The sequence below is a fragment of the Amycolatopsis sp. SB7-3 genome (assembly GCF_041021335.1).
Taxonomy (GTDB): Bacteria; Actinomycetota; Actinomycetes; order Mycobacteriales; family Pseudonocardiaceae; genus Amycolatopsis; species Amycolatopsis japonica.
The window spans coordinates 2,560,991-2,587,011 of record NZ_JBFPJQ010000001.1; the positions used below are offsets into that span (position 1 = coordinate 2,560,991).

At 69.4% G+C, this 26,021-nt stretch carries 27 protein-coding genes; 17 read left to right on the plus strand and 10 right to left on the minus strand.

Going from position 1 to position 26,021, the window contains the following annotated elements:
• Window positions 1–36: 36 nt before the first annotated feature.
• Window positions 37–687 (plus strand): DUF4232 domain-containing protein, encoded by a 651-nt coding sequence (locus tag AB8M46_RS12525; protein ID WP_037333567.1) that lies wholly within the window; start codon window positions 37–39, stop codon window positions 685–687.
• Here AB8M46_RS12525 and AB8M46_RS12530 read toward each other — a convergent pair.
• From AB8M46_RS12530 to AB8M46_RS12545, 4 genes are all read right to left on the minus strand, one after another.
• A complete protein-coding gene (locus tag AB8M46_RS12530) occupies window positions 684–1,121 on the minus strand; it encodes a hypothetical protein (RefSeq protein ID WP_037333564.1) in 438 nt (145 codons plus the stop codon). The genes AB8M46_RS12525 and AB8M46_RS12530 overlap by 4 nt on opposite strands.
• A gap of 63 nt (window positions 1,122–1,184) precedes the next feature.
• Window positions 1,185–2,444, minus strand: coding sequence for an MFS transporter (locus AB8M46_RS12535; RefSeq protein ID WP_037333561.1), 1,260 nt, complete (start codon window positions 2,442–2,444; stop codon window positions 1,185–1,187).
• A 215-nt stretch (window positions 2,445–2,659) separates the two neighbouring features.
• Complete coding sequence (locus AB8M46_RS12540; protein WP_037333558.1) at window positions 2,660–3,010, minus strand: metallopeptidase family protein; 351 nt, start codon at window positions 3,008–3,010, stop codon at window positions 2,660–2,662.
• A 4-nt stretch (window positions 3,011–3,014) separates the two neighbouring features.
• Window positions 3,015–3,995 (minus strand): septum formation family protein, encoded by a 981-nt coding sequence (locus tag AB8M46_RS12545; protein ID WP_394360336.1) that lies wholly within the window; start codon window positions 3,993–3,995, stop codon window positions 3,015–3,017.
• Between the two features lie 193 nt (window positions 3,996–4,188).
• On the opposite strand from AB8M46_RS12545, the gene AB8M46_RS12550 reads away from it, so the two are divergent.
• Genes AB8M46_RS12550 through AB8M46_RS12565 form a run of 4 tightly spaced genes read left to right on the plus strand, consistent with a single transcriptional unit; the run spans window position 4,189 to window position 7,367 of the window.
• A complete protein-coding gene (locus AB8M46_RS12550) occupies window positions 4,189–4,737 on the plus strand; it encodes a hypothetical protein (protein WP_037333551.1) in 549 nt (182 codons plus the stop codon).
• The gene (locus tag AB8M46_RS12555; RefSeq protein WP_037333548.1) at window positions 4,738–5,904 is read left to right on the plus strand and encodes a glutathionylspermidine synthase family protein; all 1,167 of its coding nucleotides are present in this window, start codon (window positions 4,738–4,740) and stop codon (window positions 5,902–5,904) included.
• Between the two features lie 49 nt (window positions 5,905–5,953).
• Window positions 5,954–6,406 (plus strand): DUF350 domain-containing protein, encoded by a 453-nt coding sequence (locus tag AB8M46_RS12560; protein WP_016330638.1) that lies wholly within the window; start codon window positions 5,954–5,956, stop codon window positions 6,404–6,406.
• Window positions 6,407–6,461: 55 nt separating this feature from the next.
• Window positions 6,462–7,367: a haloalkane dehalogenase gene (locus AB8M46_RS12565; protein ID WP_378422257.1), complete on the plus strand. Its 906-nt coding sequence runs from the start codon at window positions 6,462–6,464 to the stop codon at window positions 7,365–7,367.
• A gap of 60 nt (window positions 7,368–7,427) precedes the next feature.
• Here AB8M46_RS12565 and AB8M46_RS12570 read toward each other — a convergent pair whose 3' ends face one another.
• Entirely contained in the window at window positions 7,428–8,711 is a 1,284-nt protein-coding gene (locus AB8M46_RS12570; RefSeq protein ID WP_394360337.1) for an aspartate aminotransferase family protein, read from the minus strand.
• Between the two features lie 133 nt (window positions 8,712–8,844).
• Here AB8M46_RS12570 and serS point away from each other — a divergent pair, with 133 nt between their 5' ends.
• From serS to AB8M46_RS12585, 3 genes are read left to right on the plus strand one after another with little or no spacing between them, the layout of a single operon-like run.
• Window positions 8,845–10,113: a serine--tRNA ligase gene (serS, locus tag AB8M46_RS12575; RefSeq protein ID WP_073846028.1), complete on the plus strand. Its 1,269-nt coding sequence runs from the start codon at window positions 8,845–8,847 to the stop codon at window positions 10,111–10,113.
• A 25-nt stretch (window positions 10,114–10,138) separates the two neighbouring features.
• Window positions 10,139–11,149, plus strand: coding sequence for a DUF3558 family protein (locus AB8M46_RS12580; RefSeq protein WP_394360338.1), 1,011 nt, complete (start codon window positions 10,139–10,141; stop codon window positions 11,147–11,149).
• 47 nt (window positions 11,150–11,196) lie between these two features.
• Entirely contained in the window at window positions 11,197–12,201 is a 1,005-nt protein-coding gene (locus AB8M46_RS12585; RefSeq protein ID WP_037333533.1) for a DUF3558 family protein, read from the plus strand.
• Between the two features lie 8 nt (window positions 12,202–12,209).
• On the opposite strand, the gene lhgO is transcribed toward AB8M46_RS12585, so the two are convergent.
• Window positions 12,210–13,394, minus strand: coding sequence for an L-2-hydroxyglutarate oxidase (gene lhgO, locus AB8M46_RS12590; protein WP_394360339.1), 1,185 nt, complete (start codon window positions 13,392–13,394; stop codon window positions 12,210–12,212).
• Window positions 13,395–13,474: 80 nt separating this feature from the next.
• Between lhgO and AB8M46_RS12595 the strand changes: the two genes are divergently transcribed.
• Window positions 13,475–14,071, plus strand: a complete 597-nt coding sequence (locus AB8M46_RS12595; protein ID WP_394360340.1) for a TetR/AcrR family transcriptional regulator — start codon at window positions 13,475–13,477, stop codon at window positions 14,069–14,071.
• Window positions 14,068–14,556, plus strand: coding sequence for a nuclear transport factor 2 family protein (locus AB8M46_RS12600; RefSeq protein WP_394360341.1), 489 nt, complete (start codon window positions 14,068–14,070; stop codon window positions 14,554–14,556). Before AB8M46_RS12595 ends, AB8M46_RS12600 begins: the two co-directional genes overlap by 4 nt.
• Before the next feature lie 61 nt (window positions 14,557–14,617).
• Here AB8M46_RS12600 and AB8M46_RS12605 read toward each other — a convergent pair whose 3' ends face one another.
• Together AB8M46_RS12605 and AB8M46_RS12610 are read right to left on the minus strand one after the other, a co-directional pair.
• Window positions 14,618–16,150 (minus strand): MFS transporter, encoded by a 1,533-nt coding sequence (locus AB8M46_RS12605; RefSeq protein ID WP_394360342.1) that lies wholly within the window; start codon window positions 16,148–16,150, stop codon window positions 14,618–14,620.
• Window positions 16,147–17,238 (minus strand): C45 family autoproteolytic acyltransferase/hydolase, encoded by a 1,092-nt coding sequence (locus AB8M46_RS12610; RefSeq protein WP_394360343.1) that lies wholly within the window; start codon window positions 17,236–17,238, stop codon window positions 16,147–16,149. Before AB8M46_RS12610 ends, AB8M46_RS12605 begins: the two co-directional genes overlap by 4 nt.
• 121 nt (window positions 17,239–17,359) lie before the next feature.
• Between AB8M46_RS12610 and AB8M46_RS12615 the strand changes: the two genes are divergently transcribed.
• Entirely contained in the window at window positions 17,360–17,578 is a 219-nt protein-coding gene (locus AB8M46_RS12615) for a hypothetical protein (protein ID WP_037333513.1), read from the plus strand.
• Window positions 17,575–18,261 (plus strand): hypothetical protein, encoded by a 687-nt coding sequence (locus tag AB8M46_RS12620; RefSeq protein WP_378422273.1) that lies wholly within the window; start codon window positions 17,575–17,577, stop codon window positions 18,259–18,261. Before AB8M46_RS12615 ends, AB8M46_RS12620 begins: the two co-directional genes overlap by 4 nt.
• On the opposite strand, the gene AB8M46_RS12625 is transcribed toward AB8M46_RS12620, so the two are convergent.
• A complete protein-coding gene (locus AB8M46_RS12625; RefSeq protein WP_394360344.1) occupies window positions 18,240–21,362 on the minus strand; it encodes a BTAD domain-containing putative transcriptional regulator in 3,123 nt (1,040 codons plus the stop codon). The genes AB8M46_RS12620 and AB8M46_RS12625 overlap by 22 nt on opposite strands.
• 126 nt (window positions 21,363–21,488) lie before the next feature.
• Between AB8M46_RS12625 and AB8M46_RS12630 the strand changes: the two genes are divergently transcribed.
• Genes AB8M46_RS12630 through AB8M46_RS12645 form a run of 4 tightly spaced genes read left to right on the plus strand, consistent with a single transcriptional unit; the run spans window position 21,489 to window position 25,395 of the window.
• Window positions 21,489–22,619 (plus strand): DegT/DnrJ/EryC1/StrS aminotransferase family protein, encoded by a 1,131-nt coding sequence (locus AB8M46_RS12630; RefSeq protein WP_063275930.1) that lies wholly within the window; start codon window positions 21,489–21,491, stop codon window positions 22,617–22,619.
• Window positions 22,620–22,626: 7 nt separating this feature from the next.
• A complete protein-coding gene (locus tag AB8M46_RS12635; RefSeq protein WP_125731604.1) occupies window positions 22,627–23,559 on the plus strand; it encodes an NAD-dependent epimerase/dehydratase family protein in 933 nt (310 codons plus the stop codon).
• Between the two features lie 26 nt (window positions 23,560–23,585).
• Window positions 23,586–24,782: a glycosyltransferase family 4 protein gene (locus tag AB8M46_RS12640; protein ID WP_125731606.1), complete on the plus strand. Its 1,197-nt coding sequence runs from the start codon at window positions 23,586–23,588 to the stop codon at window positions 24,780–24,782.
• On the plus strand, window positions 24,769–25,395 hold the full coding sequence (locus AB8M46_RS12645) for a DapH/DapD/GlmU-related protein (protein ID WP_037333498.1): 627 nt from the start codon (window positions 24,769–24,771) through the stop codon (window positions 25,393–25,395). The genes AB8M46_RS12640 and AB8M46_RS12645 overlap by 14 nt, the downstream gene beginning before the upstream one ends.
• Here the strand turns inward: AB8M46_RS12645 and AB8M46_RS12650 are convergent, their stop codons facing one another.
• On the minus strand, window positions 25,396–25,845 hold the full coding sequence (locus AB8M46_RS12650) for a hypothetical protein (protein WP_394360345.1): 450 nt from the start codon (window positions 25,843–25,845) through the stop codon (window positions 25,396–25,398).
• Between AB8M46_RS12650 and AB8M46_RS12655 the strand changes: the two genes are divergently transcribed.
• Window positions 25,826–26,014, plus strand: a complete 189-nt coding sequence (locus AB8M46_RS12655) for a hypothetical protein (protein ID WP_378422278.1) — start codon at window positions 25,826–25,828, stop codon at window positions 26,012–26,014. The two genes, AB8M46_RS12650 and AB8M46_RS12655, sit on opposite strands and share 20 nt — an antisense overlap.
• The last annotated feature ends 7 nt before the right edge of the window (window positions 26,015–26,021 follow it).

Consider the following 26,021-nt stretch of genomic DNA (forward strand, 5'->3'; position numbering starts at 1 on the left):
TACTGGACGGTGGGTCACCTGGATACAGGGAGGCGAATGACCATGGTTCGTTCGAAGTTGATCTCCATCGGCGGTCTCGTCGCGGGTACCGCCGGGCTGCTGTTGGCCAGCGCGTGCGGTTCGGGGACCGAACCCGTCGCGCAGAACACGTCCGCGTCACCGTCGAGTTCGGCGCCGGACACCTCGGTGGCGCCCAGCGCGACTTCTTCGGCTTCGACGCCGACGCCGCAACCCGCCCAGCCGCCCGCGCAGGCGTCGAAGAACGACGGGCTCTGCAAGGCCGGCGACGTCAAACTGTCCATCAAGGACAGCGACGCCGCCGCGGGCACGGTGTACCGGAAGCTCGTCATCACCAACGCGAGCGGGCACCCCTGCACGATCCAGGGCTTCCCCGGTATCTCCTACGTGACGGGCGCCGACGGTCACCAGGTCGGTGAGGCCGCGTACCGCGACGGCGCCAAGGGCGACCCGGTGCAGCTGGCCAACGGCGAGAGCGCGATCGCGGACGTCGGTTTCGCGAACGTCCGCAACTACCCCGAGGAAGTCTGCAAGCCGGTCGAGACCAGGGGCCTGCGGGTGTACCTGCCGCAGGAGACGGCGTCGAACTTCCTGGCGGTGCAGGGACTCGGCTGCACCGGGAAGATCTCGGGCAACCAGCTGACCGTGAAGACCGTCCACAAGGGCTAGAGCTGGGTGCAGAGCTGTTCGGCCTGCACGAGGTGCCGCTGTCCCGAGATCTGGTTGAAGTGCAGGCTGAACACCATCCTGCTGACGCCGTCGATGTGCTCGGCCAGCGGCCGGTAGGTGTCGTTGGCGGCGGCCGCCGCGGCGGAGAGTTCACGCGCGGCCGTCATCCGGTGCAGGACCTCGGGCGCCAGGACCGCCACGGTCTGGTCGCCGGGGGCGGAGTCGGTGGTGTCGGGGATCGTGCCGACCCTGGCCAGCGCCGAGCACGCCGCCTGCGCGTCCTCGAGTGCCCCCGCGTTGACGCCCGAAAGCGCCCAGAGCATGCCGATCACGCCGCCACCGATCACGAAACCGGCGACCGCGGTGAGCACTTGCGGGCGTCTGGAAGGTTCTGTCGTCCCCACGCCGGCCTCCGGCACCAGTGTCTGCTGCATCGCGGACCTCTCCCCGTCACCCGTGGCGGTGATGGGCTATTTCAGCACCAAAGACCTTGGTTTTCACCGGTCTTGGTGGAGAACCCGCTCCTCCGTGGCCGATTCGTCATCGAAGGCTCCGGGCCGTAACGAGACGAACGCGAAACCGGCTACGCCGAACAGCAGAAGCCCGGACGTGAGGAACGTCCGGGCTGCGGATCCGAGGGCGTGGGTGAGGACGCCGCCGAGCAGGGCGCCGACCGGGATCGCTCCCCAGACGACGGTGCGCCACACGCCCAGCACCCGGCCGAGCAGGTCGCCGGGGACGAGGGTGTGCCGTGCCGTCCCGAGCACGATGTTCACCGCGACGACGGCCGCCGCGAACAGGCCGAACAGCGCCGCCCCGGCCACCGGCGAACTCGTCAGGCCCATGCCGGTGAACGCCGCGCCGCAGCAGGCCGTGCCCCAGAGGAGCACCGCGCGACGGCTGGACACCTTCACCAGCCGCGGGGCGACGGCCGCGCCGAGCAGACCACCGATGCCGCCGACGAACGCGAAGAGCCCGAAGGCCGCTTCGCTGAGATGCAGGTACTCGATCGCGTACAGCACCAGCTGTGCCTGCGCGAGTTCGCTGACCAGGCTGATCGCCCCGGCGAGGACGACCAGGCGCAGCACCAGCCTGCTCCGCTTCAGCCAGCGGAAACCCTCCGCCAGTTCGGTGCGGAGGTCGGTGGTGGCGCGCTCGGCGGAGCGCGGCCGGTAGCTCCCGGCGAGGCCGAGCAAAACGACCGCCGCGATCGCGAAGCCCACCGAGTTGAGCAAGAACGGGAAGGTCGCGAAGAGCGCGAAGGTGGCGCTGCCGACCGGTCCGCCGAGGAAGGTCTGGCCGACGATCTCGCAGGCTTGGAGCTTGCTGTTCGCGCCGTCGAGCGAACCCTCGCCGACGACCGCCGGGATGAGCACGTTCGCGGCGCTGTCGGCGACGACCTCCGCGAAGCCGATGAGCAGGGCGGCGGCGTAGACCATCCAGATCGTCACCCCGCCCGCGGCGACCAGCGCGGCCGTCCCGCCGACGACCACCGCGCGGGCGCCGTTCGCGAGGATCATCGCCCGCCGCCGGTCGACGCGGTCCAGCAGCGCGCCCGCCGGGAGGGCGAACAGCAGCCACGGCAGGAACTGGGTCGCCGAAAGGCCGGCGATGAGCAGCGGGTCCCGGGTCAGGGTGACCGCGAGCAGCGGGAACGCGACCTTGCCGATCCCGTCGCCGAGGTTCGACGCCGCGCTGGACGCGAGCAGCCAGCGCAACCGCCGGTCGCTCCTCCTTCGCACCGTCGACTCGGCCATGCACCGCCTCCCCAGGCATTCGCCGGCGAAGACCGGCGACAACGTGTCGAAAAGTTTAGCGGGGCTGTCGCCCAAAGTGGCGGGGTTGTTACACGCAGTTAAGAATCCGGAGAACCCTTGGTGCTCCACGCACAAAAATCACCCACCATGCCACCGGTGGCGCGGAATCCGTCGCGAGGAGAGCAAGGGACCTTTGCTATCACGCGCGCGGCGGTTCACCCCCAGCCGAGTTCGTGCAACCGCTCGTCGTCGATGCCGAAATGGTGCCCGACCTCGTGCACCACCGTGATCAGCACCTCCTCGACGACGTCTTCCTCGGTGTCGCACATCTGCAGCAGCGGGCGCCGGTAGATCGAGATCCGGTCGGGCAGCACCCCTCCGTACTCGTGGGTCCGCTCGGTCAGCGCGACCCCGTGATAGAGCCCGAGGATCGTGGGCGACTCCTCGTTGAACTCCTCCACGAGCACCACGACGTTGTCCATGGCGTCCGCGAATTCGGGCGGGAGCTCGTCCAGCGCCTCCGAAACCAGCTCTTCGAAACGCTGTTGGGTCATCTCGACGGGCATGCGATCACCCTCCGGTCTTCGGGGGCGAGGAGGACGACGGCGGCGGGGCCTCGCCGTTGCCGACCTTGACGCTCCCGGTGACCGGCGCCAGCCCCTTGTTGTCCGGAAGGACCGCGGCGACCTTGCAGTTCACCAGCGTGGACCCGGCGTCCCAGCTCTCCTGCTCGCGGACGTCCCAGCTGAGGATGAGCTTCTTCGCCGCCAGATCCGCGTTGCCGGTGTACTCCTGCGAAGCCGTCGAGCATTCGGTGTCGAGCCAGGTGTTCTGCTGCTCCTGCGAGGGGTAGCCGTCCTTGAACTTCGTCTTGAGGTCGAGCGTCGCGATGATCTCGTACGAATGCGTCTGCGCGCAGTCGATCGGGTCGCCGAAGCTGTTGTTGAGCAGCGCGAGACAGGTGCCCGGCTCCCACACCGCCGACTGGTCCTGCTCCTTGGCGGGCCCCTTGGTCGGCTGCAGCTTGCCGCCCTGGCCCGCCCATTGCAGACCGCACCGCAGCTGCCGGTCGCCGTCGGCCCACTGCGCGGGCGTCGGCCGGAGCAGGTTCATGCTCAGCTTGCCGTAGGGATCGAGGTTGCGGCCGAGGTACGGCTTGACGTCGATCGTGCAACGCGAGCGGGAGATCTCCTGCCACTGCTCCAGGTTCGGGCTCGGCACCCCCGGCGGGTACTGCGCGCCGATGTCGACGATGCTGGTGACCTCGAACAGATGGGACTCCGCGCACGGCACGCGCCGCGCGTCGGTGGCGTCCTGGTTGTTCCAGGTCAGGCAGGTGCCAGGGGGAGATTGGAACGCCTCGGCCGCGGCGGGCGACAGTTTGGGGGCGCCGCCGCCCGCACCGCCCTCCGGGCCCACGTTCCACGAAAACGCCACACTCAGCGAAAGCGCGATGATCGCGCCCGCGAACACACCGGCCATGACGAGCCGGGTGCGCAGGGTGCTCAGCGCGTTTCGCGGATCACGGAACCGCTCGGCCTGTTGAGACATCCACTCCATGATGCCCGCGCCGCACGTAAGGTGCGCGTACCGGGTGGTTAGTGTTGGACACGAGTTCGGGCCGGCGGGCGATTACGGAGCTTCGATGACGCAGGATGACAACCAGGGGCCACAGGTGCCACCGTCCGAGGGACGCTTTCCCCCCGAGGGCGCATCGGCACAGCAGCCGCCCAGGCGCGGCACCATGCGCTTCCAGGACAGCAGCACGCAGGCGCGGCAGCCGTCGCTGGCCGAGCAGCGGGCACGCCAGCAGGCGCTGGCGGAACAGCAGCGCCAGGAGGCGCTCGCGGCGGAGGCCGCTCACGCCGCCGAGAAGAAGTCTTCGACCAAGAAGAAGCTCCTGATCGGCACGGGCGTGACCGTCGGCCTGGTCGGGCTGGTCGCGACGTTCTATTCGGTCGCGAAGCCGCGGGAGGTCACGGCCGTCTGCGCGGCCAAGGACACCGAGATCATCAGCGACGACCAGAACTGCGACGAGCGGTACGTGACGTCGCACGGCGGCTACCACTCCGGTGGCTTCTTCTTCATCCCGATCGGCGGCGGGCGGTACGACAGCTACCGCTACAACTACGGCGGCACCGGGACCATCGGCCAGCGTGTGTCGGGTGGTTCGTACACCGCACCGTCGAACGCGAACGTCCGGACGAAGTCGGGCTCGACCGTCCAGCGCGGCGGGTTCGGCATCAGCGGCAAGAGCGGCTCCGGCGGCAGCGGCAAGAGCGGGGGCTCGTAGGTGTACCGGGATTCCAAGCCGCCCCGGCGGGACTGGCAGAACATCGTCGAAGAGCAGGGGCTGGTCTTCGGCACGCCCGCGCGCGACGGCTCCGGCAAGTCCCGGCCGTACTGGGACGAGTCGGTCCACTACGTCTTCGACATGGACGAGATCCTGTCGGTCGAGGCGGACGTCGAACTGCTGCACTCGATGTGCCTCGAAGCGGTCGACAACGTGATCACCACCGAGCAGTACCACCGCTTCGGCATCCCGGAGTGGGTCTGGCCGCATATCGCGGAGTCGTGGAAGCGGCAGGATCCGCACGTCTACGGCCGGTTCGACCTGCGCTACGACGGCAAGAGCCCGGCGAAGCTGCTCGAGTACAACGCCGACACCCCGACCTCGCTGCTCGAAGCCGCGGTGCTGCAGTGGCATTGGAAGACCGCGGTCTTCCCCGAGGACGACCAGTGGAACTCCATCCACGAGAAGCTCGTCGAGCGCTGGGGCGAACTCGCCGACAAGCTGCCCTCGAACGAACTGCACTTCACCTGGTCTTCGGCCGACCCGTCCGGTGAGGACCACGTCACGACGGCGTACCTGCAGGAGACCGCGGCCGAGGCCGGGCTCGACACCGTCGGCCTGTCGATCGAGGAGATCGGCTGGGACCCGGTGCTCAAGCGGTTCGTCGACCTCGAAGAGGCGCAGATGGCGACCGTGGTGAAGCTCTACCCGTGGGAATGGGTGGTCGACGAGGAGTTCGGCCGCTTCGCCGTGGAGACCATGCCGCGCACGCTGTGGGTCGAGCCGCTGTGGAAGATGATCCTCTCCAACAAGACGCTGCTCGCGATCCTGTGGGAGAACTACCCGGGGCATCCGAACCTGCTGCCCGCCTTCGCCGACGACCCCGGTCTGCTGACCGAGTACGTCCGCAAGCCGAAACTCGGCCGCGAGGGCGCGAACGTGCAGATCGTCGCCACCGGCTACGAGACGCAGACCGACGGGGTCTACGGCGCGGAAGGGTACGTCTACCAGGCGTTCGACCCGCTCCCGGAGTTCCAGGGTTACCGGCCCGCGCTCGGCGCGTGGATCGTCGGGGACCAGGCCGCCGGTCTCGGTATCCGCGAGACCGCGGGACTCGTCACGGACGACGGTGCGGCGTTCGTCCCGCACCGCATCGTCGAGTCGTGATAGAAGCAACCGCACAAACCTGACATTTCCTGACTTCTGGAGAACCCCTGTGACCACCACCCTTGCGCTGTCCGACACGTTCGGCTCCGACCTCGTGCGAGGGATCGGCGCGATCCTGCTGTACGGCGTCGTCGGCCTGCTGATGATGTTCGCCGGGTTCTGGGCGATCGACTGGACCACGCCCGGCAAGCTGTCCCAGCTGGTCACCCGCGGTCTGCCGAACGCGGTCATCGTCACCGCGTCGGGCCTGCTGTCGATGGCGTTCATCATCGTCGTGGCGATCGCGAACTCCGCCAGCGACCTGACCGAGGGCCTCATCACCTCGCTGGTCTACGGCCTGCTCGGGATCATCGTGCAGGTGGCCGCCGTCCGGCTGCTGGAGTGGGCGACCCGGATCGACATCCGCTCGACCATCGAAAGCGAGAAGTTCGCCCCGGCCAGCGTCGTGGTGGCCTCCGCGCACCTGGCCCTCGGCCTCATCGTGGCCGTTGCCATTTCGTGATTTCCTGACGTACTGAAAACGGCATAGGCGCACGATTCCCACTAACGTGGGAGTCGTGCGCCTTTTAAGGACACCGGACGACCGGTTCTCGGACCTGCCCGATTTCGACTTCGAACCGCGCTACGCGGAGCTCGTCGACCTTCACGGCGGCGTGATCAGAGTGGGATACGTGGAGGCCGGACCCGAGGACGGACCGCCCGTTCTCCTGCTTCACGGCGAGCCGACCTGGTCCTACCTCTATCGCAAGGTCATCCCGGTGCTCGCCGACGCCGGGCTGCGCGCCATCGCGCCCGACCTGGTCGGCTTCGGCCGCTCCGACAAACCCGGCGACATGGTCGACCACACCTACCAGCGGCACGTCGAGTGGATGCGCGCGTTCGCCTTCGACGTGCTCGACCTGACCGACGTCACCCTGGTCGGCCAGGACTGGGGCGGCCTGATCGGCCTGCGGCTGGTCGCCGAAAACCCCGACCGGTTCGCCAGGGTCGTCGCGGCCAACACCGGCCTCCCCACCGGCGACACCGACATGCCCGAGCTCTGGCACAAGTTCCGCGACGCCATGGAGAACGCCCAGGTCATCGACATCGGGCGATTCGTCCAGTCGGGTTGTCAGACCAAGCTGTCCGACGAGGTCCGCGCCGCCTACGACGCGCCCTTCCCGAACGAGATGTACAAAGCCGCGCCGCGCGCGATGCCGTCCCTGGTGCCGATCACCCCGGACGATCCGGCGTCGGCCGCCAACCGGGCCGCGCTGAAGGTGCTGTCCGAACTGGACAAGCCGTTCCTGGTCTCGTTCTCCGACGGGGACCCGATCACCGCGCCGTGGGGCCTCGAACTGCGGGGTTCGATGCGCGGCGCCCGCGAACTGGAGCATCCGACGATCACCGGCGCCGGTCACTTCCTGCAGGAGGACGCCGGCGGGCGGCTGGGCGAGGTCATCGCCCGTTTCGCCCGCTCCTGAACGCTAGGAAAGGACCGTTCCTTGCAAAATTTGCAAGGAACGGTCCTTTCCTAGCGTTCGTCAGGACACCGCGGCCAGCGCGTCCACGATGATCCCGAGGCCCTCCGCGGCCTCTTCGGCGGTCAGCGTCATCGGCGGCGCGATCCGCAGCACGTTGCCGTGCAGCCCGCCCTTGCCGATCAGCAGCCCGCGCGCCTTGGTCTCCTCCATCATCCGCGCCGCGGCGCCCGGGTTCGGCGTCATGCCGCCCGGCTCGACCAGCTCGACACCGATCATCAGGCCCTTGCCGCGCACGTCCCCGATCAGCGGGTTCCCCACCGCGCGCAGGCCGTCGAGCAGTTCGTTGCCGCGGGCCAGCGCGTTGGCCTGCAGATCGTGGTCGGCGATGTGGTCGAGCACTGCGGCCGCGCCCGCCATCGCGACCGGGTTGCCGCCGAAGGTCGAGATCGAGTTCGCGGTCAGGCAGTCGACGAGGTCGCCGCGCGCCACGAGGCCGCCGATGGCGAGGCCGTTGCCGAGCCCCTTCGCGAAGGTCATCGCGTCCGGGACGACGTCGTGCGCCTGGATCCCCCAGTAGTGTTCCCCGGTCCGTCCCCAGCCGGTCTGGACCTCGTCGGAGATGAACAGGATCCCGTACTGGTCGAGGACCTCCTTCATCGCCTTGAACAGGCCGTCCGGCGGTGAGCTGAAGCCGCCGACGCCCTGGATCGGCTCGGCGATCATGCAGGCGACGTCGCCCGAAGTGCCCGTCTCCAGGACGTCCACGAGGTCCGCGACGCACGCGTCGATGTACTCGGTGTCCGAAAGCTCGCGGAACGGGCTGCGGTACCGGTAGCCGCCGTGCACGTAGCTCACCTTCACCGGGCTGAGCGACGACGCCGACCAGCCGCGGTTGCCCGTGATGCCGACCGTCGCGAACGACCGCCCGTGGTACGAGTTCCGCATCGCCAGCACCTGGTTGCTGCGCCGGTACTGGGTGGCGAGCATGAGCGCGGTGTCGTTGGCCTCGGTCCCGGAGTTGGTGAAGAACACCTTCGCGTCGGGGATGCCGGAGAGCTTCGCGATGCGCTCGGCCAGCTCGACCTGCGAGCGGATCAGGTACAGCGTCGACGTGTGCAGGATCCCGGTGTCGAGCTGCTTGCGCACGGCGTCGCTGATCGCCGAGACGTCGTAGCCCATCGAGTTCGTCAGGATGCCCGCGAAGAAGTCCAGGTAGGTGCGCCCGGTCGAGTCGATGACCCGGCGGTCCTGCGCGTGCACGATCTCGATCGGCTCGTCGTAGTAGAGCGCCAGCCACGACGGCAGCACCGCCTTGTGCCGCGCCAGCAGGTCCGCATCGGTCATCGGGTTTCTCCGTCCGCAGCAGGGAGATCCCAGTATGGGGAGCGGCCGAAACGGGCGGCAACGATCAGACTGTCGGGTCATCCGCGCGGACCCGCACATTTTGTGCGGCCGCCACGGACTACCCTCTGCATTCGTGATTGACCCCAGGACTCTGCGCGATGAACCGGACGTCGTGCGCGCTTCGCAGCGCGCTCGTGGCGAGGACGAAGGAGTGGTCGACAAGCTGCTCTCCCTCGACTCCCGCCGCCGGTCCTCCATCGCCGCCGCCGACAAGCTGCGCGCCGAGCAGAAGTCGCTGGGCAAGCTCATCCCGAAGGCGCAGGGCGACGAGCGGGCCGAGCTCCTCGCCAAGGCGAAGGAGCTCGCCGCCCAGGTCAAGACGGCCGAGGTCGAGCAGACCGAGGCGTCGGAGGAGTTCGAGCAGCTGCACCGCCTGGTGCCGAACCTCGTCCACCCCGACGCTCCCGAAGGCGGCGAGGACGACTACGTCGTGCTCAAACACGTCGGCGAGCCGAAGAAGTTCGACTTCGAGCCGAAGGACCACCTCGAACTCTGCGAGGGCCTCGGCGCGCTCGACATGGAGCGCGGCGCGAAGGTGTCGGGCTCGCGGTTCTACTTCCTCACCGGCGTCGGCGCCCAGCTCCAGCTCGGCCTGCTGAACATGGCGATCGCGCAGGCGACCGCGAACGGCTTCACCCCGATGATCACGCCGACCCTCGTGCGGCCGGAGATCATGGCGGGCACCGGGTTCCTCGGCGCGCACTCGTCGGAGGTCTACCGGCTGCGCGACGACGACCTGTACCTCGTCGGCACCTCCGAGGTCCCGCTCGCCGGCTACCACGCCGACGAGATCCTCGACCTCGGCAAGGGCGCGAAGCGGTACGCGGGCTGGTCTTCCTGCTACCGCCGCGAGGCCGGTTCGTACGGCAAGGACACCCGCGGCATCATCCGCGTGCACCAGTTCGACAAGGTCGAGATGTTCGTCTACACGCGTCCCGAGGACGCCGAGGCCGAGCACGCGCGCCTGCTGGACTGGGAAGAGCAGATGCTCGCCAAGATCGAGGTCCCGTACCGGGTGATCGACACCGCCACCGGCGACCTCGGCACCTCCGCGTACCGGAAGTTCGACTGCGAGGCGTGGGTGCCGTCGCAGGAGACCTACCGCGAGCTGACCTCGACGTCGAACTGCACGACGTTCCAGGCCCGCCGCCTCGGCATCCGCTACCGCGACGACGACGGCCGCCCGCAGACCGTCGCCACGCTGAACGGCACGCTCGCCACCACCAGGTGGATCGTCGCGATCCTGGAGAACCACCAGCTCGAAGACGGTTCGGTCCGGGTGCCGGAGGCGCTTCGTCCCTTCCTCGGCGGAACCGAGGTGCTCACGCCGACATCGAAGTAGGGTCCGCACCGAGGAGGGACCCCCGATGAACCGCCGTCGCAAGCCGATCACCGCGTTGTTCGCGGTGGTCCTCCTGCTCGGCGGATGTTCCGAGACGATCTCGGGTACGGCGTCGCCGGTGCCCGGCCAGGGGCCGGTGCTCACCAAGGCGGCGCCGTGCTCGTTGCTCACCCCCGAACACGCCGACGCGCTGGCGCTCAAGCTGCCGGGCGTCGAAACGAAGGGCAACCAGGCACAGAAGCTCCCGCCGATGTGCCTGCTGTCCGAACGCGACGATTCGCCGCGCGGGGTGTCCCTTTCGATCACGCAGAGCGTCGACATCCCGCTGAACGACTTCTACGCCGGTGCCCAGCCGGGGGAGAAGTACGGCATCGGCGGCTTCACCTGGACGCGGTACGCGTCCCCGCTCGGCCCGACGGCCTGCTCCCTGAGCACCGAACTCGGGCCGTCCTCGTTCGTCGAGCTCGGCAGCGAGACCCAGACGGGCGCGCCCGAGTCGACGGCCTGCGATCTCGCGCTCGCCGCGGCCCCCGCGATCGCCTCGAGGCTGCCCGGTGGCGTGCCGGACCCGAAGATCGTCGCGCCGCCGGGACAGAAGAAACCCGAGCCTTCCGGCCCGTTGCTGCAGGCCGACCCGTGCACGCTGCTGAAGCCCGACGAAGCCGCGAAGCTGGCCATCGCCCCGGGCACCCCGGTCGATCCGGCCAATCTGGCGAATCCCGAGGACAAGGGCTGCGAGTGGAAGGACTCCGACGGCGACAAGGGGCAGCGTCCGCTGAACGTGACGTTCTTCCCGTCGACGGCCGTCGCCGACGTCGCCGGACTCCAAGGCACCCCTGAAGAGACCGACCTCGCGGGTCGCAAGTGGACGGTCCGGTCCGACGCCGCCACGAAGTACTGCACGGCCGCGCTGCCGATCACCGCGACGTCCACCGTGAAGGTGTCCAGCGGCCACTGGGACGACGAGACGAAAGCCTGTGACCTGCTGCGGGCCGCGCTGCCGACGGTGAGCGCCGCGCTGCCCGCCGGTTCGTGAACGGCGGCCGCGCACAAGTAGTGTGCGAGCCGATGAGGAGGGGACGCATGCGGTTTCGGAACTCGCTCGCGATCGGGCTGGCGGTGCTGACGCTCGGCGGCTGCACGTCGACGATCGCCGGTACGGCCTCGCCGGTGCCCGGGCAGGGACCCGTGATCACGAAGGCCGAGCCGTGCAAACTGCTCTCGGAGGAACACGCGAACGCGCTGGGAGTCACCTATCCCGGAGCGGAGCGCCCCGCCAAACCCGAACAGAAGGTGCCCGCGGTCTGCCGGTTCCGCGAGCTGGAGGGCGTGCGCAAGGCGTCGAGCCTCGAGGTCGCGTTGAGCAAGGACCTGTCCGTGAACGAGTACATGAACGGCGCCCAGCCCGGCGAGAAGTTCGGCATCGGCGGCTTCACCTGGACGCGGTACGCCACCATCCTCGGGCCGACCTACTGCTCGCTGAGCACGGAGCTCACGCCGGACTCGTTCGTGGAGATCTCCAGCGAGAGCCCCGACCGCACCGAGGGCAACGCGTGCGACCTCGCCAAGGCGGCGGCCCCGGCCGTGGCGTCGAAGCTGCCGGGCGGGGAGCAGAACCCGCAGATCACCGCCCCGCCGGGGCAGAAGCCCGCCGAGCCGGGCGGCCCGCTCGTGAGCACCGACCCGTGCGCCATGCTCAAGCCCGAGCAGACCGCCCAGCTGCGGCTCGCCCCCACCGGCGAACCGATGAAGTCCACCTCGGATCCGAACCAGGTCGGCTGTGAATGGGCCGATACCGACGGCGAAAAGGGCGAAAAGGCGCTCGACCTCTGGTTCTACCCGGCGACGGCGATGGACGAGACTCCGACGCTGATCTCGCAGGGCGAACCGCAGGACTTCGAGTCGGGCGGTCGCAAGTGGAAGATCTACACCGAGTCGGGCAGCAAACTGTGCGCGGCGGGTATCGCGATCACCGCGACGTCGACGGTGGCGATCATCGCGGGCAACCTCGACGACCCCGCGAAGGCGTGCGAAGTGATCAAGGCCGCGGTTCCGCTGCTGAACACGAACCTGCCGCCGTCGTCCTAGGACACGGCCTAGCCGGTCACCTCGTCGGCGATGTGCTTCGCGATCTCCAGCGCGCTGGTCGCCGCCGGTGAGGGCGCGTTGAGGACGTGCACCTGGTTCCGCGCGGTCTCGATCAGGAAGTCGTCGACGAGGGCGCCGTCCGGGCGCAGCGCCTGTGCCCGGACCCCGGAGCCGTGCCGCACGATGTCGTCCTCGGTGACGGCGGGCACGAGCCGCGCGAGGCTTTCGGCGAAGCGGCGGCGGGAGAACGACCGGCGGACCTCGTCGAGCCCGGTCGGGTACGCGTACTTGCGCGCGAGCCGCCAGACGCCGGGGAAACGGGCGACCTCTGCGAGGTCCTTCGCCGAGACGTCGCGCCAGGTGTAGCCCTCGCGCCGCAGCGCGAGCACGGCGTTGGGGCCGGCGTGCACGCTGCCGTCGAGCATGCGGGTCAGATGCACGCCGAGGAACGGCAGCGACGCGTCGGGGACCGGGTAGATCAGGCCCCGCACCAGGTGACGGCGTTCGGGCTTCAGTTCGTAGTACTCGCCGCGGAACGGCACGATCCGCGCGCTCGGGGTGAGCCCGGCGAGCCGGGCGACCCGGTCCGCGTGCAGGCCCGCGCAGTTGACGAGGGCGTCCGCGTGGATCACGTCGTCGCCGGTCGCCACCTCGACACCGCCGGTGCGGCCGGGCCGGATCCCCAGCGCGGGCGTGCCGAGCCGCAGATCGGCGTCGGATTCGTCGAGCAGCCGCACCAGCGCGGCGCAGACGGCGGGGAAATCGATGATGCCGGTGGACTCCACGCGCAACGCGGCGACGCACGAGACCTCGGGCTCGTACTCGCGGGCCTCGCTCGGGGTGATCAGCTTGGCCGGGACCCCGTTGGCCTCCGCGCGTTCGGCGAGCACCTTGAGCGCCGGAAGCTCGGCTTCGGACGTGGCGACGACGAGTTTGCCGCACACCTCGACCGGCACCCCGTACTGCCGCGCGAAGTCCACAATGGACCGATTGCCCGCGGTGGACATCCTGGCCTTGAAGGAACCCGGCTTGTAGTAGAGCCCCGCGTGCACGACGTTCGAGTTGTGCCCGGTCTGGTGGGCCGCCCAGTGCTCCTCCTTCTCGAGCACCGTGACGTCCAGACCCCGTTTGGTCAGTTCCCAGGCTGTGGCGAGACCGACGATCCCGCCCCCGATGACTACGACTGTGCGCACGATCGACCAGGTTACCCGGAGCGCTACCTGACAGCTGTCAGGTTAGGTGGTAGCGTACCTGACCGATGTCAGGTAAGCGGTTGAGCAGGGAAGAACGCCGGGAGCGCATCCTGGCCGCGGCGGCGCGGGTGTTCGCCGCGTCCGGGTACGACGCGGCAGGGATGCGCGAGGTCGCGACGGCCGCGGGGATCAGCACGCCCGTGCTCTACGACCATTTCCCGTCCAAGGCGGCGCTGTACGCCGGTCTGCTGGAGTCCGAAGTGGACAGTCTGCTGGCCGGCTGGGCGGAGCTGCCGCCGTCGGACACCGCCGAGGGACTGCTGCGCGCCAGGGTGGCGGCGATCTTCGCCTGGATGGAGACGAACGAACGCGGCTGGCGGATGATCTTCGCCGAGACGCCGTCCGACGAGAGCGTCGCCGAGGTGCACCGGCGCGGCCAGGCCAGGTCGACCGCACAGCTGACCGAGGTGTTCGCCCAGATCCCCGGCCTGGCGCTGACCGCGGACCTGCCGCGCGACCGCGCGAACGAAGCGCTCGCCGAAGCGGCGAAGAGCGCGCTGAACGCCATCGCCACCTGGTGGTGGGACAACCGCGACATCCCGCGGGAGCAAGTCGTCGCGCTCACGACGGATCTGTTGTGGCGCGGGCTGGGGAACCTGATCCAGGAGGACCGATGAGCATCGAAACCACCGAGCGGTACCGCCGCGCCCTCGAGACCCGGGACGTGGACCTGGCGCTGAGCGCCTTCGCGCCGGACGTCGTGGTGCACTCACCGCTGACGAGCCGGGTCCGGTTCACCGGGCACGCGGAACTCAGGCCGCTGCTGGAAGTCGCGTACACGCATCTGCGCGACGTCCGGTTCCACACCGACACCGGGGACGGCGAGACGCGGGTCGTCGTCTACACCGCGCGCATCGGCGGCGAGGAGGTCGAAGAGGCGGCGGTGCTGAAAATCGGCGAAGCCGGGCTGATCACCGAAGTGACGCTGTTCGTGCGGCCGCTGCCCGGGCTCGTCGCGCTGATGGACGCCTTCGGCCCGGACATCGCGCGCCGCAACGGCCGCACCTTCGCGGCCCGGCTGCTCGCGGTGGCCGCGAAACCCCTGCTGGCCATGGTGCGGTCGGGTGACCGGCGCGCCGTCCCGCTGGCCGGCCCCCGCTGACGGATGTCATGAACGGCCCTTTCCTGACGAAAAACGTCAGGAAAGGGCCGTTCATGACACTTCACGCGGCCACGGCGACCGGAGCAGACTCCTCTTCGGGGTCTTCGAGGACCTTCGGCACCCCGCGCAACGTGAACAGGACGCTCACCGCCAGCACCGCCATCAACCCCGCCGAGCACAGCATCGTCACCTGCAACCCGTCGACGAACGCCAGTTTCGCGTTGGCCAGGACCAAAGCTCCCTGTTCCGGCGGCAGCTGGGCCGCGAACTGGACGGCGCCGCCGAGGGTGTCCGAGATCGCCTCCGGCGGCACGCCCGGCGGGATCACGAGTTCACTCCGGTACAGCGCGCCGAGCGCACTGCCGAGTACGGCGATCCCCAGCGCCCCACCGAGTTCGGTCGCCGTTTCGGAGATCGCCGACGCCGCGCCCGCCCTCGCCTTCGGCACGACGCCGAGCACCGTGTCCGTCGCGACGGTGAGGATCAGCGCCAGCCCCACCCCGAAGACGATCATCGCCGCCAGCAGATCCGGGTAGACGATCGTCACGCCGATGCCCGAGTACAACGCGAACCCGACCGCCGACAGCGCGCAGCCCAGCCCGATGGTGATCGCCCGACCGAAGAGTTTGATCCCCAAGGGCGCGAGCACCCCGCCGACGATCGCGCCGCCCATCCCGGGCAGCCCGGCGAGCCCGGACTTCAGCGGCGACCAGCCCGCCACCAGCTGCAGGTACTGCGCGAACATCAGCGAGACCGCGAGCTGCGCGAACATCGCCAGGATCGTGGTGCCGACGGTCGCCGAGAACGCCCGCCGCGCGAACAACTTCAGATCCATCAGCGGTTCGGCCAGCCGCGGCTGCCGCAGGACGAACGCCAGCAGGCAGCCCAGCCCGAGCACCGCGGCGATCGCGACGTCCCAGTGGCCCCAGCCCTTGTACGCGACTTCCTTGATCGTGTAGACGATCCCGACCATGCCGGCGATCGACAGCAGCACGCTGACGACGTCGATCCGGCCCGGGGCGGGGTTCTTCGATTCGGGCAGGATCAGCGCGCCCGCGATCACCATGACCACCACCACGGGCACGTTGACCAGGAACACCGAACCCCACCAGAAATGGTCGAGCAGGAACCCGCCGACGAGCGGCCCCATCCCGAACCCGAGGATCGTCAGCCCGCTCGAAACCCCGATCACGGCCGCGCGTTCCTTGCCGGTGAACACGTTCCGCACGATCGACAGGGTCGACGGCATCAGCGTCGCGGCGGCGACCCCGAGCAGCGCGCGGGCGGCGATCAGGAGTTCCGCCGTCGGCGCGTACGCCGTGATCACCGAAGCGACCCCGAACAGCGACGCCCCGATCAGCAGCAGCTTCTTCCGGCCGACGCGGTCGCCGATGTTCCCCATCGTGATCAGCAGCCCGGCGAGCGCGAAACCGTACGCGTCGGCGATCCACAGCAGTTCCGTCGTCGACGGGTGCATCTGCTCCGAAAGCGACGGCAGCACCAGATGCAGCACGGTCAGATCGATCGCGATCAGCAGCTGCGCCAGCACGCAGACCGCGACGGTGCCGATCTTGCGGCCCTTTCCGATGGTCACCGCGACACTCCGAAGGTGAGTTCCGGCGAGTGCCGCGCGGTGCCGTTCTCGCCGTCACCCAGGTAGAACCGCGTGCTGAGGGTGCGGGCCGCCGGGTCGAGGACGCTGCGCCACAACGTCCGCCACGGCGCGCCGGGCTCGACCGCGAACGACACCGCGTCGAGCGCGGCGCGCGGCCCGGAGCCGGCTTCCTTGGTGACGGTGCGCAGCCGCTCGTAGGTGCGCATGGTCTCCGGCGTGTCCTCCGGCAGCGAGTCGACGTCCGGGTGCAGGTGCAGCAGGTGGTTCGTGACGCACAGCGGTCCGTCGGCCACCTCGACGAAGTACTCGACATCGTGCGCTCCGCGTTCGTACACGAAGCCGCGGCCGGATGTGTCGGCGACGATGTAGTGACAGGGCGCGCCGTGCGCGTACTGCTTGGCGAGCATCAGCGCTTCTTTGGCCTCGTCGACGGTTTCGCAGGTGTCCAGGAGGTACCGGCACACCTGCAGCACCGAGAGACCCGCCTGTGGACCGTGTTCCAGCGGAGTGGCCGTCTCGACGTCGGCCATCAGCAGCGCGACGACCAGCCCGGCCTCGTTGACCCCTTCGGTCGCACCGTCCATTGTGGACATCGTGAGCGCGGTCGAGGCGATGCCGTCGTCGGGGATCGTCGTCAGGACATAGGGCCGGGACGCCATCGGCACGGTCCCGTCGTCCACGGGTTCCTCCCCGGCCAGCACCGCACCCAGCTGGGTCCAGCTCATGGTGAAGAAGTCGTAGTTCCGGCCGAGCGCGCTCCCCGTCCACAGCGCCGAGCACCCCGACCCGGCGGGCAACGCGCTCGCGTCGTCGAAGGAGACCGCCGCGTCGGCCGGGAGCCCGTAGGCCTCGGCGAACCCGGCAAGGCGTCCGGCGTACTCGGGCCAGTTCCGCGCGAACCAGGTGCGCCGCGCCCTGGCCGTGATCGGGTCGATCGCCGACGGCGACCAGTCCGAGCGCGCCTTCACCTCGGCGCCGAGCGCCCGGCCGATCTCGGACTGGGAGCCGCGCACCGTCAGATGTCGCACGGCGAGGAAGTCTTCGGGAGATCCAGCTGCGTAAGTCATGTCCGGAGGGTCTCCGCGACCGCTGACCGTCCACGCACCGAACGCTGTCAGTGTGTCATCGGAATGTCATGTGCCCCGCGCGAAAGTGATCTCACCAAGGCAACGACAAGCGAGGGAAACCATGCTCAGCAACAAGGTGTACATCATCGGCGGGGCCGTCGTCAGCGTCCTCTTCGTCGCGCTCGCGATGGCCGAGTTCTCCACCGGCTACCCGGAGGACGGCCTTCAGGACCTGCTCTACGCCGTCCTGAGCGCCGGTGCCGGAGCCCTGCTGTACGTCCTCGACCGCCGTCAGCGTGAGCGTCGCGCGGCCGCCGAAACGCAGCGTGACGCCCGATGAGGAACATCGACGGCGGCTTCCTCGCCGCACCCGACCAAGCCGCGCTCCAACGCCGCGAACAGGACGTGCGCAAGGGAAAGCTCGCGCTGATGTCGACCGTCGTGGGCGGCTTCGTCGCACTGATCGCCGGGTACAACGTCTTCGCGGACTTCTCGCCGGTTTCGCTGGTGGTGACGATGCTCGGGCTGGCCGCCGCGGTCGGGGGCGGCGTGCTCACCAAACACCTGACGCGCAACGTGCGGTTCCGGGTGCACAAGCCGAACGCGGGCCTGGTCGGCGCCGCGAAGCTGACCGGGCTCCTGGTGGCCTTCCTCGGGATCGCCGCCCTGCTCGGTTCGATCGAAGCGCCCGGTGCGCTGCGCGTCGTCCTGATCGCCGGCGGCGTCGGCACCATCGCCTACGTGAAGTCGCTGCACGACCAGCAGTGGGTGCTCTTCGAACTGGACGCGGTGGGCGTCCGGATCGAGCGGACCGTCGTGCCATGGCGTGACGTCGCCCGGCTCACCATCGACCCGGTCGGACCCGGGATGACCCGGCTCGGCGCCGTCCCGAACAACGCGGCACCGCTGTACGTCGCGGTCCAGGACAGCGAACTCGACCAGCGTCACCTCGCCGATGCCGTCGGCCGCTTCGCGCCGCAGGGGATCCAGCTGGCAGGCGGTCAGAGTTTCCCGGTCAATTGAGCGGCGCCGCGCACGCCGAGTCCCCGGCGGTAGGCCCGGTCGAAATCGTCGCCGAGCCGCTCCCGCACGGTCGTCCTGAGCAGGGCGGCGTCCAGATCGACGGCGAACGAGGTGCCCCGGATGGTCACCGCCGCCCCGATCAGGACCGCCGCCCGCTCCGCGTCGCCGCGCAGCAGCGCGACCCCGGCGAGGCCTTCGACGGCGCAGGCCATGGTGGTGCTGTCGTGCCAGCGGTCCGCCGACACCAGAGCCAGCCGGTGCAGCTCCTCGGCCCCGTCGACGTCGCCCTCGGCGGCCAGCACCCAGCCGAGGGAGATCTTCGCGCCGGCACGCACTCCTTCGGCCGCGAACGAACCACCGGAACACTCCGCGAGCGCGCGTTCGCTCAACGCGCGGGCCGCCGCCAGATCGCCCTCGTGCCGGGCGAGGAACGACAGCCCGACATATCCGGCCGCCCGGCTTTCGGGCATCCCGGCCCGGCGCGCGATCTCGATGGCGAGTTCGAAATCCGCCCGCGCGCCCGCCGCGTCGCCGTGAAGCAGTTTGCTGCCGCCGCGACGGCACAGCAGGTCCGCGTTGTCGTCGGAGGCGCCGAGTTCCCGCATCAGCCGCAGGGCCTCGTTCATCGTTTCGAGGGCTTCGGCCTGCCGGTTCGTCCAGATCAGGACCTGTGACAGATGGTCGAGGGCCATGGAAAGGCCCCAGCGTTCCCCGATCGAGCGGAACGCCTGTGCCCCCTCGCGCAGGAATTCCTCCGCCGTTTCGAGATCGCCCTGCATCAGCGCGCGGAGGCCGTAGCCGGTCGGCGAGAGGGCGAGACTCCAGTCGTCGCTGTTCGCCAGCAGCACCCGGCTGCGTTCGAGCAGCGCGTCGTCGTCACCGGGCGGGCCGGTCACGACACCCATCAACAGCAGCAGCGCCGGGTTCCGGGGTGCCTTGACGAGGCTCAACATGAGGCCTTCCACCAGCGGCAGGTGCCGGTCGAGCGCCTCATGGCCCCGCAATCCCGCGGCGGCGGTGAGCACGCAGAGCTGGTGCTCCTCTTCGAGGCCGTCCGGCGCCCGCTCGCCGAGGCGTTTGACCACTTCCAAGCAGAGCGTCGAGCCCTCGAACCGGCGACCGCGCATCCACCAGTACGTCACCAGCGAAGCCGAAAGCCGGAGCGCGATCCGTACGTCGGATTCGGCGGCCCAGCGCAACGCGGCGAGGAGATCGTCGTAGGCGGCGTCGAGGCGGTCGAGCCAGCGCAGCTGGTCACCGGTGCGCAGCATCGGATCCGCTTCCTCGGCGAGGGCGAGGAAATGCTCGGCGTGCGCGCGCCGCATCCGGTCGGCTTCGCCCGCTTCGGTGAGTTTGCCCGCGAAGAAGGCCCGGATCGTTTCGAGCATCCGGTACCGGTCGCCGCCGCGTTCGACGAGTGATCTGTCCACAAGGGACGGAAGCAGCTCCGCGGTGTCCGGCACGCCGCAGACCGCTTCGGCGTCGGCCAGCGTCGTCCCGCCCGCGAAAACGGTCAGCCGTCTGCCCAGCAGACGCTCGTCCTCGTCGAGCAGATCCCAGCTCCACTCGACGACACCGCGCAGGGTGCGATGCCTGGTCTCGGCGGTGCGGCTGCCCCGTGACAGCAAGCCGAACCGGTCGTCCAGCCGGGCCGCGATCTCGCCGATCGGCAGCGTCCGCACGCGCGCGGCGGCGAGTTCGATGGCCAGCGGCAACCCGTCGAGCGCGGCGCAGACCCGTTGGACGTCGCCCGCGGTGGTGTCGTCGACGGCGAATCCTGGGTCACCCGCCCGCGCGCGGTCGGCGAACAGCCGGACAGCGGCGAACTCCAGCGACCGGGCGGGCGGCGTGCCCGGCGGCGGTACGGCGAGCCGCGGCACGGGGGAGACGATCTCGCCGGTGATGCCCAGCGGTTCGCGGCTGGTGGCGAGTACCCGCACGGCCGCGGCGGCGCCGAGCAGCCGGGCGACCAGTTTCGCGGCGGCCTCGACCAGATGCTCGCAGTTGTCGAGCACCAGCAGGACCGCCCGATCGGCCAGCGCGTCGATCAGCCGGTCCACCGGCGCGTTCTCCACCGGCGCGGTGACCGCCCCGAGCGGGACCGTCCGCAGGCCCAGGGCGGTCAGCACGGCCTGGGCGACGTCCGCGTCCTCGGTGTACGGCGCGAGTTCGACGAAGACCGCCGGAAGGTCCATCGCGGCCGCGGTCTCGATGGCCAGCCGGGTCTTGCCCGTCCCGCCGGGGCCGGTCAGCGTCACCAGGCGCGAGCGGTCCAGCTGGTCGAGCACGTGCCGGAGGTCGCCTTCGCGGCCGATGAAGCTGGTGAGCTGCGCGGGAAGCGGTGCGGTCGTGGTCTTGACCGGTGGCGTCTCACCCCTCAGCACGGCCAGATGCGCGGCGGCGAGGTCGGGTCCGGGGTCGGCGCCGAGCTCGTCGGCCAGGACCCGGCGGGCGTCCTCGAACGCGGTGAGCGCGTCGGCCTGACGGCCCGCGGCGTGCAGGGCGCGGATCAGCAGCGCGCGTGGCCGTTCCCGCAACGGCTGCTCGTCGATGACTTCGCGAAGCTCGGCGAGGACGTCTTCATGTCTCCCGAGCCTGAGTTCGGCCTCGACGCGGTCTTCGATCGCCGACGTCTTCAGCTCGTTCAGCCTCGTGACCTGCGGATCGCGGAACGGCGCGTCGGTGATGTCCGCGAACGCGGGACCGCGCCAGAGATCGAGAGAGTCACGAAGCAGCTCAGCCGCCTTCGCGGCGTCTCCCGCCGCCAGAGCGCGCCGTCCTTCGGTGGCGAGCCGCTCGAACCGGTGGACGTCGACGTCGTCGCGGTCGACGACGAGGCGGTAACCCGCCGGGCTGAACTCGACGGGCGCGAGCTCCTTCAGCGCGCCACGCAGCCGCGAGACCTGCGATTGCAGCGCGTTCGCCACTCCATCGGGTGGCTGCTCGCCGTAGAGGCCGTCGATGAGCCGTTCCGCGGGGACGACGCGGCCCGCCTCCAACGCGAGCAACGCGAACAGCGTCCGGACCCTCGGGCCGCCGACCGGGACGGTGGTGCCGTCCTCGCGGCGCACCTCCGTCGCCCCCAGAACGCCGAATCGCATGAGCTAAAGACTAGGACGTCGTCTACCTGGGCGGATCCAGCCCGCCCGAGATCGGCCGAATGGCGTCTATACACTTCGCCGGGTCCCCACGCAATGGGAGAGGGCGGCGGGAGAGGGTAGAGGAAAATGTCTGAGCACGAACCCGTCGTACTGGGTCAGCCGACCGTCGGCGACGAAGAGCTCGCCGCGGTGGCGGAGGTGTTCCGGTCCGGCTGGCTGGCCGGTGCCGGTCCCGCCTGCCGCCGTTTCGAGGAACGCTTCGCGAAGACCGTCGGCACCGCGCACGCCCTGACCACCAGCAACTGTGGCTCGGCACTCTTCCTCGGGCTGCGTGTGCTCGGCGTGAAGCCGGGCGACGAGGTCATCGTCGGCGACTACACGTTCCCCGCCACCGGCCACGCCGTGCTCCAGGCGGGCGCGACCCCGGTGTTCGCGGACATCCGCCCGGACGTGTGGAGCGCCGACCCGGCGTCGATCGAAGCGCTGATCACCCCGCGCACGGTCGGCATCCTCGCCGTCGACGTGGCCGGGCAGCCCGGTGACTTCGACGAGTACCGCGCCATCGCCGACAAGCACGGCCTGTGGCTCTTCGAGGACGCCGCCTGCGCTGCGGGCGCGACGTACAAGACCCGCCCGGCCGGCAGCCTCGCCGACCTCGCCGCGTTCTCCTTCCACGGCCGCAAGGGCATCACCGCGGGCGAAGGCGGCGCGCTCGTCTCGGATCGCGAAGACCTCATCGCGCACGCGCGCAAGCTGCACACCTACGGCATCGAGCCCGCCATCACCCGCGAGGGTTCCGGCGCGCTGCCGATCCCGGAGTTCCACGAGCTGGGTTACAACTTCCGGCTCTCGGACGTGCAGGCCGCGATCATGAACGTCCAGCTCGACCGCCTCCCGGACCTGCTCTCGGCCCGCCGTTCGGTGGCCAAGCGCTATCACGAGGCCTTCGAGAACCTGCCCGGTCTCGACGTCCCGGTGGAACTGCCGGACCGTGAACACCCGTGGCAGGCCTACATCCTCACCGTGGCCCCGGAGATCGACCGCGACGCGCTCGCGCTGCGGATCCGCGAGCAGGGCGTGCAGTGCAACTTCGGCACCTACGCCTCGCACCTCCAGCCCATCTACGGCAAGAAGCAGACCTTGCCGGTATCGGCGGACCTCTTCGCCCGTCATCTCGCCATCCCGATGCACGCCAACCTCACCGATGCCCAGGTCGACCGGGTCATCGGGACCGTCAGCGCCGCACTGCCGAGCTAGGAGAGAAATGCCCGACAAAAAGGTCCTCTTCACCGGGGGCGGCGGTTTCATCGCCGCGCACGTCATCCCGATGCTGATCGAAGGCGGCTACACCGTCCGCGTCTTCGACAACATGACGCGCGGCGACCGCGCCCGGATCAACGAGTTCGTCGCCACCGGCAAGGTCGAACTGGTCGAGAAGGACGTGCGCTACGGCGGCGCCGTGCGTGAGGCCATGCGCGGCTGCACCCACGTCATCCACTTCGCCACCGTGTCGATCAACAAGTCGGTCGCGGACCCGCACGAGTCCATCGACATCAACATGGTCGGCAACCACAACGTCTTCGCCGCCGCGGCGGACGAGGGTGTCGAGCGGGTCGTGTTCGCCTCGACCGCGTCCGTCTACGGCGACCCGAAGCGGCTGCCGATGCACGAGGACGACGAGCTCAAGCCGCTCACGCCGTACTGCATCTCGAAGCGCGCGGGCGAGGACATGCTCGGTTTCTACGAGCGCACCAAGGGCCTGTCCTGGAACGCGCTGCGGTTCTTCAACGTGTACGGCCCCGGCCAGAAGATCGAGGCCTACTACACGTCGGTGATCAACCACTTCATCCAGCGCCTGCGCGCCGGCCAGCCGCCGATCATCGACGGCCGCGGCGACCAGTCGATGGACTTCGTGCACGTCACCGACCTGGCCCGTGCCGTCGTCGCCGCGCTCGAATCGGAGAAGGCCAACCTGCCGATCAACATCGGCACCGGTATCGACACCTCCATCGCGACGCTGGCGAAGATCCTCATCGACGCCGTCGGCGTGAACGTCGAGCCGCTGTTCAACGAGCGCGACGTGCTGGTCTCGCGGCGTGCCGCCGACATCACCCGTGCCCGCGAGATCCTCGGCTGGGAGCCGAAGATCTCGGTGGAAGAAGGCATGTACGAACTGGTGAAGGCTTCGGAGGGATGACCGCCGGGCCAGGGGAGAGCCGCCCCATGCGTATCGCCGTGGTGAACAACTTCTTCCCGCCGAGGGTGGGCGGAAGCGCGCACATGGCGGCTTCCCTGGCCGAGCAGTACGCGGCGCGCGGGCACGAGGTGCTCGCGATCACCGCCGCGTACGCCGACGCCCCGGCCGACGAGACGAAGGACGGCTACCGTGTCGTCCGCCTGCCCGCGGTGAAGATGCCGCAGCTGGGCCTGTCGATCGACTTCGACATGAGCTTCGCCTCGCTGCGGCCGGGGAACTGGCGACGGCTGCGGAAGCTGCTGGACGAGTTCAAACCGGACGCGATCCACCTGCACGGGCAGTTCTTCGACCTGTCGTGGCTGGCCGGGCGGTACGCGCGGCGGCACAAGCTGCCGATGCTGCTGACCATCCACACGCTGCTGATCAGCGACAACAAGCTGTACGGCGGCGTCTTCCGGTTCCTGGACACCGTGCTGGTGAACCCGATCCTGCGCTACCTCAAGCCGCGGTACGTCATCCTCGACAAGCTCGGCGTCGACTACTGCGTCGAGCGCTACGGCACGAGCGACGCGAACTCGGACTACTTCCCGATCGCCGTCGACACCGGGAACTTCGAGAAGCCGCTGACGAAGGATGTGCGGGCCGAGCACGGGCTGGGTGACGGTCCGGTGATCGTCTCGCTCGGACACGTGATCCCGCTGCGCAACCGGCTCCCGCTGGTCGAGGCGCTTCCGTCCATTTTGGACAAGCACCCCGGCGTGAAGGTGGTCGTCGTCGGCCGCGTGTACCACGACGTCTTCCTCAAGCGGGCGGAAGAACTCGGGGTCGCGGACGCCATCATCGTCACCGGCGCCGTGCCGAAGGCCGATGTGCCCTCGTATTTCGCGGCGGCCGACATCGTCACGCACGACCTCAACGGGGGCTGCGGCACCGCGTCGCTGGAGGCGATGCTCTCGGGCACCGCGACCATCGCTTCGGTCACCGAGGACAACTACCCGGGCATCGAACTGCGCAACGGCGAGAACATCCTGCTGGTGCGCCCGGACGACAGCGAGGCGGTGGCGAACACCGTCATCGAACTGCTCGACGACCCGGAGAAGCGGGCTTTGGTGGCACAGCGGGAAAGCGCGATGGTGCGGGCCAACTTCGGCCTCGACGTCGTCGCCGAAGAACACCTGCGTACCTTCGAGAAACTGGTGACCGAGGCCGATGTTCTTCGATGACGAGCGCAGCAACCGGCTGCGCCCGCAGATCCTGACCGAACTCGTTTCGCAGTACATGAACGACGCCGAGCGCGCTCGTTTCTACGGGCTGCCGGAGTCGACCCGGGTCCGCGAACGCGTGAAGATCATCAGCCCGGAGAACCTGAAGATCGGCGAACACTGCTGGATCGGCGAAGGCGCGGCGCTCGACGCGAGCGGCGGGCTGGAGATCGGCGAGCACACCAGCATCGGCCTCAACACGCTGATCTTCACGCATTCCAGCTGGCTCGCGAACATGACGCTGCAGAACCACTCCGGCAGCGACCTCATCGAACGCAAACCCGTGAAAATCGGCAAAGGCTGCTTCATCGGCGGCCTCGTGGTGATCATGGCCGGGGTCACGATCGGCGATTTCGCCACCGTGCAGCCGAATTCCGTGGTCGCCAAGGACGTCCCTCCGCGCAGCCTGGTGGCGGGCAACCCGGCGCGCGTCTTCCAGAAGTACGACGACGAGTACATCCAGTCCGAAGTGGAGCGTGTGCGCGCCGAAAACGCGCGGCGGCGGGCGCTGGCCGAGGAACGCGGGGACACCCCTGGGTCTTGGGGTGCCCCGGCGGGCGATTTCACGGAGTAGTCAGAGCCGGTCGGCCATCAGCTTCGCCAGCGACGAGTAGACGTCGGTCCTGGTCTCGTTCATGTACAGCGTCGCGACCCGTGTTTCGCCATGGCTACGCTTTCCCACGGTCACCAGGATGTTGAGGTCCGGCCCGTCGGTGGGGATCCCGCACCACAAGGCCTGCTCGCCGATCCCGGGAAGCTGGGTGACCGGTTGCTCGCATTCCTTCGCGAGCTTGTCGATCGTGGTGCGAGGCGGCTGATTTCCGGGGATCGCCGCGACGAAGAGTTCGGCCGATCTCGCGTACTTTCCCTTGGGGTCGTCGAAGGAGCACCGGTAAGCCTTGCCGGCGCCGACCCGTTCGGCTTCGCCTTCGTCGGCGACCAGATCGTCTGATTTCCCGATCACTTGAAGGAACTCGATCGGGCTCAGCACGGGGCAGGCCGCGGTGATCTTGGCGAGGGGCACCGGTGGTGGCGTGGTGCTGGGTGCCGTGCTGACGGCCGGTTTGCTCGAGGATGACGGTGGTGCCGTCGAGGTCGGCGTCGGCTCGGTCGCGGCGCCACTGGAGCAGGCCGCGACGGCGAACAACAGGCAGGTGGTGGTGAGGATTCCCCTCGATCTGTGCACGCGGTGAACGTATC

Bases quoted from the DNA above. Each gene is read 5' to 3' on its own strand.
- AB8M46_RS12525 (WP_037333567.1), top strand. From the start codon at position 37: ATGACCATGGTTCGTTCGAAGTTGATCTCCATCGGCGGTCTCGTCGCG.
- AB8M46_RS12530 (WP_037333564.1), bottom strand. From the start codon at position 1,121: ATGCAGCAGACACTGGTGCCGGAGGCCGGCGTGGGGACGACAGAACCT.
- AB8M46_RS12535 (WP_037333561.1), bottom strand. From the start codon at position 2,444: ATGGCCGAGTCGACGGTGCGAAGGAGGAGCGACCGGCGGTTGCGCTGG.
- AB8M46_RS12540 (WP_037333558.1), bottom strand. From the start codon at position 3,010: ATGCCCGTCGAGATGACCCAACAGCGTTTCGAAGAGCTGGTTTCGGAG.
- AB8M46_RS12545 (WP_394360336.1), bottom strand. From the start codon at position 3,995: ATGTCTCAACAGGCCGAGCGGTTCCGTGATCCGCGAAACGCGCTGAGC.
- AB8M46_RS12550 (WP_037333551.1), top strand. From the start codon at position 4,189: ATGCGCTTCCAGGACAGCAGCACGCAGGCGCGGCAGCCGTCGCTGGCC.
- AB8M46_RS12570 (WP_394360337.1), bottom strand. From the start codon at position 8,711: ATGACCGATGCGGACCTGCTGGCGCGGCACAAGGCGGTGCTGCCGTCG.
- AB8M46_RS12580 (WP_394360338.1), top strand. From the start codon at position 10,139: ATGAACCGCCGTCGCAAGCCGATCACCGCGTTGTTCGCGGTGGTCCTC.
- AB8M46_RS12585 (WP_037333533.1), top strand. From the start codon at position 11,197: ATGCGGTTTCGGAACTCGCTCGCGATCGGGCTGGCGGTGCTGACGCTC.
- AB8M46_RS12600 (WP_394360341.1), top strand. From the start codon at position 14,068: ATGAGCATCGAAACCACCGAGCGGTACCGCCGCGCCCTCGAGACCCGG.
- AB8M46_RS12610 (WP_394360343.1), bottom strand. From the start codon at position 17,238: ATGACTTACGCAGCTGGATCTCCCGAAGACTTCCTCGCCGTGCGACAT.
- AB8M46_RS12615 (WP_037333513.1), top strand. From the start codon at position 17,360: ATGCTCAGCAACAAGGTGTACATCATCGGCGGGGCCGTCGTCAGCGTC.
- AB8M46_RS12620 (WP_378422273.1), top strand. From the start codon at position 17,575: ATGAGGAACATCGACGGCGGCTTCCTCGCCGCACCCGACCAAGCCGCG.
- AB8M46_RS12625 (WP_394360344.1), bottom strand. From the start codon at position 21,362: ATGCGATTCGGCGTTCTGGGGGCGACGGAGGTGCGCCGCGAGGACGGC.
- AB8M46_RS12630 (WP_063275930.1), top strand. From the start codon at position 21,489: ATGTCTGAGCACGAACCCGTCGTACTGGGTCAGCCGACCGTCGGCGAC.
- AB8M46_RS12635 (WP_125731604.1), top strand. From the start codon at position 22,627: ATGCCCGACAAAAAGGTCCTCTTCACCGGGGGCGGCGGTTTCATCGCC.
- AB8M46_RS12640 (WP_125731606.1), top strand. From the start codon at position 23,586: ATGCGTATCGCCGTGGTGAACAACTTCTTCCCGCCGAGGGTGGGCGGA.
- AB8M46_RS12645 (WP_037333498.1), top strand. From the start codon at position 24,769: ATGTTCTTCGATGACGAGCGCAGCAACCGGCTGCGCCCGCAGATCCTG.